Below are 6426 nucleotides of genomic sequence, written 5' to 3' on the forward strand. Positions count from 1 at the left end.
CCCGGCGCGGGATCGGGCGCGCCGCGCCGGGCAGCCGGCCCGCGTCCGCGAGCGCCTTGCGCAGCAGGAACTCGATCTGCGCGTTGGCGCTGCGCAACTCGTCGTTGGCCCAGCGCGCGAGGGCGTCATGGATGGCCGGATCGAGCCGCAGCAGCATCTGCTTGCGCTGCCGCGGCTGACGACCCTTCGGCCCGCTCTCGTCCGTCACTGGTACAGCGTGCCCGTGTTCAGAACGGGCTGCGGGGAGCGGTCCCCGCAGAGCACCACCATCAGATTGCTGACCATCGCGGCCTTGCGCTCCTCGTCCAGTGCCACGATCTCCTCCTCGGTGATCCGGGCCAGCGCCGCCTCGACCATGCCGACCGCGCCGTCCACGATCTGCCGGCGGGCCGCCACCACCGCGCCCGCCTGCTGGCGCTGGAGCATCGCGGAGGCGATCTCCGGGGCGTAGGCGAGGTGGGTGAAGCGCGATTCGATGATGCGGACCCCGGCCGCCTCGACCCGGGCGTGCAGTTCGATGGCGAGCTTCTCGGTGATCTCCTCGGCGTTGCCGCGCAGCGAGAGGGCGTCCTCGTCATGGGCGTCGTACGGGTACTCGATGGCGATATGCCGCACCGCGGCCTCGGTCTGGGTGGCGACGAACTCCAGGAAGTCGTCCACCTCGAACATCGCCTGGGCGGTGTCCTCGACCTTCCAGACGACGACCGCGGCCAGCTCGATCGGGTTGCCGTACGCGTCGTTGACCTTGAGGACGGCGGTCTCGTGGTTGCGCACCCGGGTGGAGATCTTCTCGCGGCTGGTGAGCGGGTTCACCCAGCGCAGCCCGTCGGTGCGGATGGTGCCGCGGTAGCGGCCGAAGAGCTGGACCACCCGGGCCTCACCGGGCGCGATGGTGTTCAGGCCGCACATGGTGAGGAGCGCGGCGATGATCACCACGATGCCGGAGACGATCAGCAGGGTGGACCCGGCGCCCTTGTGGTCGGCGGCGACGGCGGCCCCCGCGAAGATCAGGCCGACCCCGCCCGCGAGTCCGGCCAGGCCCCCGAGCAGGGCCAGCCCGCCGCTGACGTTGTGCGCGGGCCGCTCCCGGACCTGCGGCTCCGGAAGGGCCGGTATGTCGGCCTGGTCGGTGATGCCCTCGGTGGAGGTGGCGTCGGACATGGGTGGATCCCCGTTTCCGTTCGGCGGTGCGGTACATGCTTCGGCGGTACGTGCTTCTAGCAAAGTGATAGCACATTACGCGCTCCTGGCAACCCTTGGCGCCCGTAAGCCGTCAGTTCCCTTGGAGTGGGTGCTTTTTGTCACCTTCGGAAAAAGCTAGATCGATGAGCATTTGAGGGTTGTTGCGGTGTTAGCTTCATGAGCTGGCCTGGGGGGCTTATGGACTGGAGCGGCAGGAGCGATGGGTAGAGCGGAAGAGCGACGCGCGCGGCAGAAGGGCGCTCGCCGAGCCAAGCGGGCGGCGAAGTCGGGGGGCATACGCCGCTTCTTCACCTGGAAATGGGTGCTCGGCTACGTCCTGGGGTTCTGCGCGTTGCTCATCGGGGCGTTCTTCGTGCTCTATCTGTGGGTCGATGTTCCGCCCGCCAACGCCGCGGCCAAGGCGGAGGCGAACATCTACAAGTACAGCGACGGCACGATCATGGCGAAGACGGGCGACGTCAACCGTGAGTCCGTACCGCTGTCCAAGATCCCCAAGAAGGTGCAGCACACCTTTGTCGCCGCCGAGAACAAGGACTTCTACAGCGACTCCGGCGTCTCGTTCACCGGCACCGCCCGCGGTCTGATCAACACCGCGCTGGGCCGGGGCAAGCAGGGTGGCTCGACCATCACCCAGCAGTACGTCAAGAACTACTACCTGAGCCAGGAACAGACCGTCAGCCGCAAGCTGAAGGAGCTGGTGATCTCGCTCAAGGTCGACCAGCAGAAGTCCAAGGACTACATCCTCGCGGGCTACATCAACACCAGCTACTACGGTCGCGGCGCCTACGGCGTCCAGGCCGCCGCCCGCGCCTACTACGACAAGGACGTCGAGGACCTCAGCGTCGGGCAGGGCGCCTATCTCGCGTCGGTGCTCCAGGCGCCCAGCCAGTACGACTGGTCGGCGGCGGGGCCCAAGGGCAAGAAGCTGGTGAAGGCCCGCTGGAACTACGTCCTCGACAACATGGTCCAGAAGGACTGGCTGCCGAAGAGCGAGCGCGAGGGCATGAAGTTCCCCGTGCCCAAGGAGCCCAGCCCCATTCCGGGCCTCGACGGCCAGACGGGCTACTTCGTCGAGGAGGCGAAGAAGGAGCTGTACAAGGCCGGGGTGAACGAGAACGAGTTCGAGGCCGGCGGCTGGACGGTCACCCTCAACATCGACCGGAAGAAGCAGAAGGCGCTGGAGAAGGCGGTCCGCACCGAGCTGACCGACAAACTGGATCCGAAGAAGCGCCCGGTCGACAAGCACGCCCAGGTCGGCGCGGTCTCGGTGGACCCGAAGACCGGCGGCGTCGTGGCGATGTACGGCGGTGCGGGCGCGACCGAGCACTACATCAACAACGCCACCCGCTCGGACTACCAGCCCGCCTCCACCTTCAAGCCGCTCATCCTCGCCTCGGCCCTGGAGAACGGCTCGGCAACCCAGGACGGCACACCGATCACGGCGAGCACCGTCTACGACGGCACCAGCAGACGGCCCGTCAAGGGCAGTGACACCGCCTTCGCCCCGCCGAACGAGGACAACAAGTCCTACGGGCCCATCTCCGTCCAGAAGGCCATGAACAACTCGGTCAACTCCGTCTTCGCCCAGATGGCGGTGGACGTGGGGCTGAACAAGGTCAAGGACACCGCCATGGACCTCGGCATGGACGGCAGGGTGGACAACGGCTTCGATGTGCGCCCCGCGATGTCGCTCGGTGTGATGGGCGCCAGCCCCAAGCAGATGGCCGGGGTCTACGCGACCCTCGACAACCACGGCAAGACGGTCACCCCGGCGATCGTGAAGTCCGCCGAGAAGGGCGATGAGCGGCCCGAGTTGCCCGATCCGGTCAACGGCCAGGCGATCAGCCGCGGCGCCGCCGACTCCGTCACCTCCGTCCTCACCGGAGTGGTCGACGACGGCACCGGGCAGGCGGTGCGGCAGCAGGGCCAGGCGGTCGCGGGCAAGACCGGTACCTCGGACGACAACAAGTCGGCCTGGTTCTCCGGCTACACCCCCGACCTGGTGACCTCCGTCGGCATGTTCGGCGAGGGCGACAAGAAGCAGGTCTCGCTCAAGGGCACCGCGGGCGGCGGGCGCGTCAACGGTGGTGGCTTCCCGGCCCAGATCTGGGCCGCGTACAACAAGACCGCGCTGAGCGGTCAGAAAGCCTCGAAGTTCGACCTGGACACCGACATGGGGGCGGCGGTCAAGCCGCCCGCGCCGCCGAGTTCGAGCGCCACCTCACATTCGCCGACGTCCAGTCCCTCGTCGTCCCCGTCCAACAGCGCGTCGCCCTCGTCGTCCCCGTCGTCCTCCCCGTCCGACAGCGGATCGCCCTCCGCCACGTCCTCGGGGTCGCCGTCCGCCCCGGGCTCCCCGAGCGCACCCGACCCGTCGACCTCGTCCTCGGACGGGCCCCCCGGCCACCAGGGCCGAAACAAACCACAGCCGTGACGCCTCCGGGGCGGGCATGCCGAGGAGGCACGCCCGCCCCGGACCGCATGGCCGGAAGGCCGGAAGGCCGGAAGTTCGCCTCTGTCAAGTTCGCTTAGGAACCGTCAGCCGATGCAGGACGTTTCCACGGGTCAGCGGGGTACCGGACGCAGACGGCGCGGCAACGTGCCGACACGACGACGGCTCCCGAGCACGGCGGCTGCCCGGCACCTGCCGGTGAGCGGCGTGTTTCGTTACGTCGCACCGTCACGCCGCTTTTCGTCTCGCTACCTCAACTGCCCGTTCGCTCAGTTGCCGAGCATGCGCATTCTTCAAGTAGGGTCGAATCCTGCGCCGCAGCTTGTGGAAATGCTCGTCGGCGCGAGACGAAGAAAGGCGCTCATAATCGTCCAGAAAAGAATTCCAGGTGGCACACGCCGCCTCAAGATGACCCATTTCGAGTTGACGCTGGGCTAGCAGCCCGCACGCGTGTGATCTTCCTTGTCGTTCCATCGCCGGTCGATGCCTATTGGAGGTCTGCATCGCCGTGATCGATCCAGGAGTATCCCCCAGGGCGTACAGGACGCTGGAGACATGGAAGTGATACGCCGCTTGATCGTATCCACCAACAGCATCACGGCGGTTGTCCGCTTGCGATAGTGCAGCCTCAGTTTCCGCGAGCCGGTCGAATGCGAGTCGGCGATCCCCTACCAGAGCCGCGCCGTGAGCCTGCTGACCCGCCAAGAACGCATGAAGACGAGGTCCGGCTTTGGGTGCCGCTTCCGCGGCGCTGTTCGCTAATTCCAGCGCTTTATTCGCGTACCGCAAGTTGGCGGCTTGAAGAGCCATACCCCGCAACGTGCGGCAGTAGGTCACGTGGTCCTCAGCCGCACCAGCCAACTCAAGTGCTTTCAGGTAATAGCGCTGGCCCAGCCCGTGGGCCCTTTCATACATGGCCATCCAGCCGGTGAGGTAGGTCAGGTCTGCGGCAGCCGCGAGCATATCTTGACGCACATTCTCGGGAGCCGCAGCCCGAAGGTACGGCGCTACGGTATTCACGAGAAAGGCTGCTGCCATAGGGCGTGCGTGGGTGCCGCCGAGTTCATCAAGAATGTCCGCGATTCGAGCTGTCATGGTGCGGACTGTGGCGACTTCCCCCGCCCCGATCTTCGTGGTGCGCCCCTGGGCTTGGTGTTCGATCCGCCCGGCGACATCCTGGAAGGCGGGTACGGCAAGCGCGGCAGAATACAAACTCCTGGCCAAGACCGTGCGACGAGCCGGGTCCATGTCTGCCTTCCCAGTGTTGATAAGCGTTTCGAGAGTGTCCAGAGACTGTCCTGGCGGAGTGCATGACCCAGCCGTGGAGTCGGGTTCGATGCCCGCTTCTTCGTGCGTAACAGGACGCCCCAGCCGACGGGATAGAGCCTCAAGCGCGAATCCTCGCACGGGCGCTCGCGGCTTGTGCCCGCTCAACCACTTGCTCACCGTGGTCTTGTCATAGTGCATGGAGGCGCCGGCCTCCGTACCAACACGGTTCACAGCCGTAGCGAATTGATCAAGCGTCCAAGCTGCCTCGTGGATGAGTCTGCGCAGATCTTCGTTTGACTCACGTGTGGCCATGGTCCCTGCCTCGCGCTTTCAACGCTTTCAACTCGGACCGACTACACCACGGTACCGCCCTGAGCCGCGCATCGGTTCCCTGTAACAGGACAGGTCATTAGCTCTAGCGACCTGTCTGACAGACCCAGTTCGAGACAGGAAGGACCCCCGCGACGTTGCTGGAGCGGCGAACGTCCGGGGGCGTGGCCAACGCTGTGAAGGAGCGTCAACGTGCTGGACACTATCGTCCGTGTGCTCGTATGGGTGAGGGCAGTTCTGGCCTTACGGCCGTCCGGCCGTCACCGTGCCGTCCCGGGCCTCCCCGCGTCGTATCCGGCGCTTTCCCGGCCCGTGGCGGGGGCCGGGGACTCCGCGCCTGTTCGGCCCGGACCGGTCCCGCGCCCGTATACCGACTCGCCGACCCTTGAACTGCTCGCCATCCCCCTGCCGCTGGATGGCGAGCTGCCCGCGCTGGTACGCCCCTACATGGTGACCGATGAGCGGCGGCAGCAACGGCGGCCGAGGACCGGCCCGCGCGTGGAGTTGATCTGTGCCCCGCACGGGATGGTGGTGATCCGGTGACCGCCACCGGCCATGCCGCCCGCATCCCGGCCCCCGGCTGTGCCCTGTGCGCCACCCCCGGTGATTACGGGCCCCGTAACCTCAGTGATCCGCGTTCGGGCCTGTGCCCGGCGTGCATCGCGGCGGGCAAGCCCACCCGTGACGGCCTTGAGCGGGCCGTTGCGATCGTCGCCGGGCAGAGCCTCGCCGCCGCTGAAGCCCTGAGCCTGGCCACCGCCACGCCGGAAGAACTGGCCTACCACCTCGGTGCGGTCAAGCGCGGTCTGCGCGCCGTGCTCCAGCTCCTCGCGCCGGTCGAGGGGACGGGCCGGTGAGCGCGGACAACGGGGGCGATGAGCCCCGGATGACGATGCGCGTCTACACGGTGGCACGCGACGGGATCGTGACCGTACGCCGCGCGGCGGTGGCCGTCCTGGTCGGCGAGAAGAGCGACACCTACGGGCTCGGGCAGGCGTGGCCGCCGTGCCAGTGCCCCCGCCACCGGGAGGAGAACGCCCCCTACCGCTTCCGGCGCACCTGAGACGGCCGTCCGTTCCGTGCCCGCCCCGTGGGGCCGGGCGGACGGTCCTCGGGTCCCAGTCGCCGTGTCTCCCCCGTGGCAGACGACCGGGGCCACCCCCGAACGCCCC

Annotated in this window: 7 protein-coding genes; 4 read left to right on the top strand and 3 right to left on the bottom strand. The window is 67.5% G+C overall.

Annotated elements, in window-relative coordinates:
• Positions 1 to 157 (bottom strand): type II toxin-antitoxin system antitoxin (locus tag KN815_RS43680; RefSeq protein ID WP_507229928.1); only part of this gene is annotated, 157 nt, incomplete at its 3' end.
• Positions 158 to 204: 47 nt separating this feature from the next.
• The gene (locus tag KN815_RS43685; protein ID WP_216347302.1) at positions 205 to 1161 is read right to left on the bottom strand and encodes an SPFH domain-containing protein; all 957 of its coding nucleotides are present in this window, start codon (positions 1159 to 1161) and stop codon (positions 205 to 207) included.
• Between the two features lie 241 nt (positions 1162 to 1402).
• Here KN815_RS43685 and KN815_RS43690 point away from each other — a divergent pair, with 241 nt between their 5' ends.
• Entirely contained in the window at positions 1403 to 3637 is a 2235-nt protein-coding gene (locus tag KN815_RS43690; RefSeq protein WP_216347303.1) for a transglycosylase domain-containing protein, read from the top strand.
• Positions 3638 to 3883: 246 nt separating this feature from the next.
• Here the strand turns inward: KN815_RS43690 and KN815_RS43695 are convergent, their stop codons facing one another.
• Entirely contained in the window at positions 3884 to 5236 is a 1353-nt protein-coding gene (locus KN815_RS43695; RefSeq protein ID WP_216347304.1) for an NsdA family TPR-like regulatory protein, read from the bottom strand.
• Positions 5237 to 5446: 210 nt separating this feature from the next.
• Between KN815_RS43695 and KN815_RS43700 the strand changes: the two genes are divergently transcribed.
• The 3 genes from KN815_RS43700 to KN815_RS43710 are packed head-to-tail and all read left to right on the top strand — an operon-like array spanning position 5447 to position 6317.
• Positions 5447 to 5797, top strand: a complete 351-nt coding sequence (locus tag KN815_RS43700) for a hypothetical protein (RefSeq protein ID WP_216347305.1) — start codon at positions 5447 to 5449, stop codon at positions 5795 to 5797.
• Positions 5794 to 6111, top strand: coding sequence for a hypothetical protein (locus tag KN815_RS43705; RefSeq protein ID WP_216347306.1), 318 nt, complete (start codon positions 5794 to 5796; stop codon positions 6109 to 6111). Before KN815_RS43700 ends, KN815_RS43705 begins: the two co-directional genes overlap by 4 nt.
• Entirely contained in the window at positions 6108 to 6317 is a 210-nt protein-coding gene (locus tag KN815_RS43710) for a hypothetical protein (protein WP_216347307.1), read from the top strand. Before KN815_RS43705 ends, KN815_RS43710 begins: the two co-directional genes overlap by 4 nt.
• The last annotated feature ends 109 nt before the right edge of the window (positions 6318 to 6426 follow it).

The sequence above is a fragment of the Streptomyces niphimycinicus genome (assembly GCF_018883605.1).
Taxonomy (GTDB): Bacteria; Actinomycetota; Actinomycetes; order Streptomycetales; family Streptomycetaceae; genus Streptomyces; species Streptomyces niphimycinicus.

Excerpts from the sequence above, each read along its gene's own strand:
- KN815_RS43685 (WP_216347302.1), bottom strand. The coding sequence starts at position 1,161 with ATGTCCGACGCCACCTCCACCGAGGGCATCACCGACCAGGCCGACATA.
- KN815_RS43690 (WP_216347303.1), top strand. The coding sequence starts at position 1,403 with ATGGGTAGAGCGGAAGAGCGACGCGCGCGGCAGAAGGGCGCTCGCCGA.
- KN815_RS43695 (WP_216347304.1), bottom strand. The coding sequence starts at position 5,236 with ATGGCCACACGTGAGTCAAACGAAGATCTGCGCAGACTCATCCACGAG.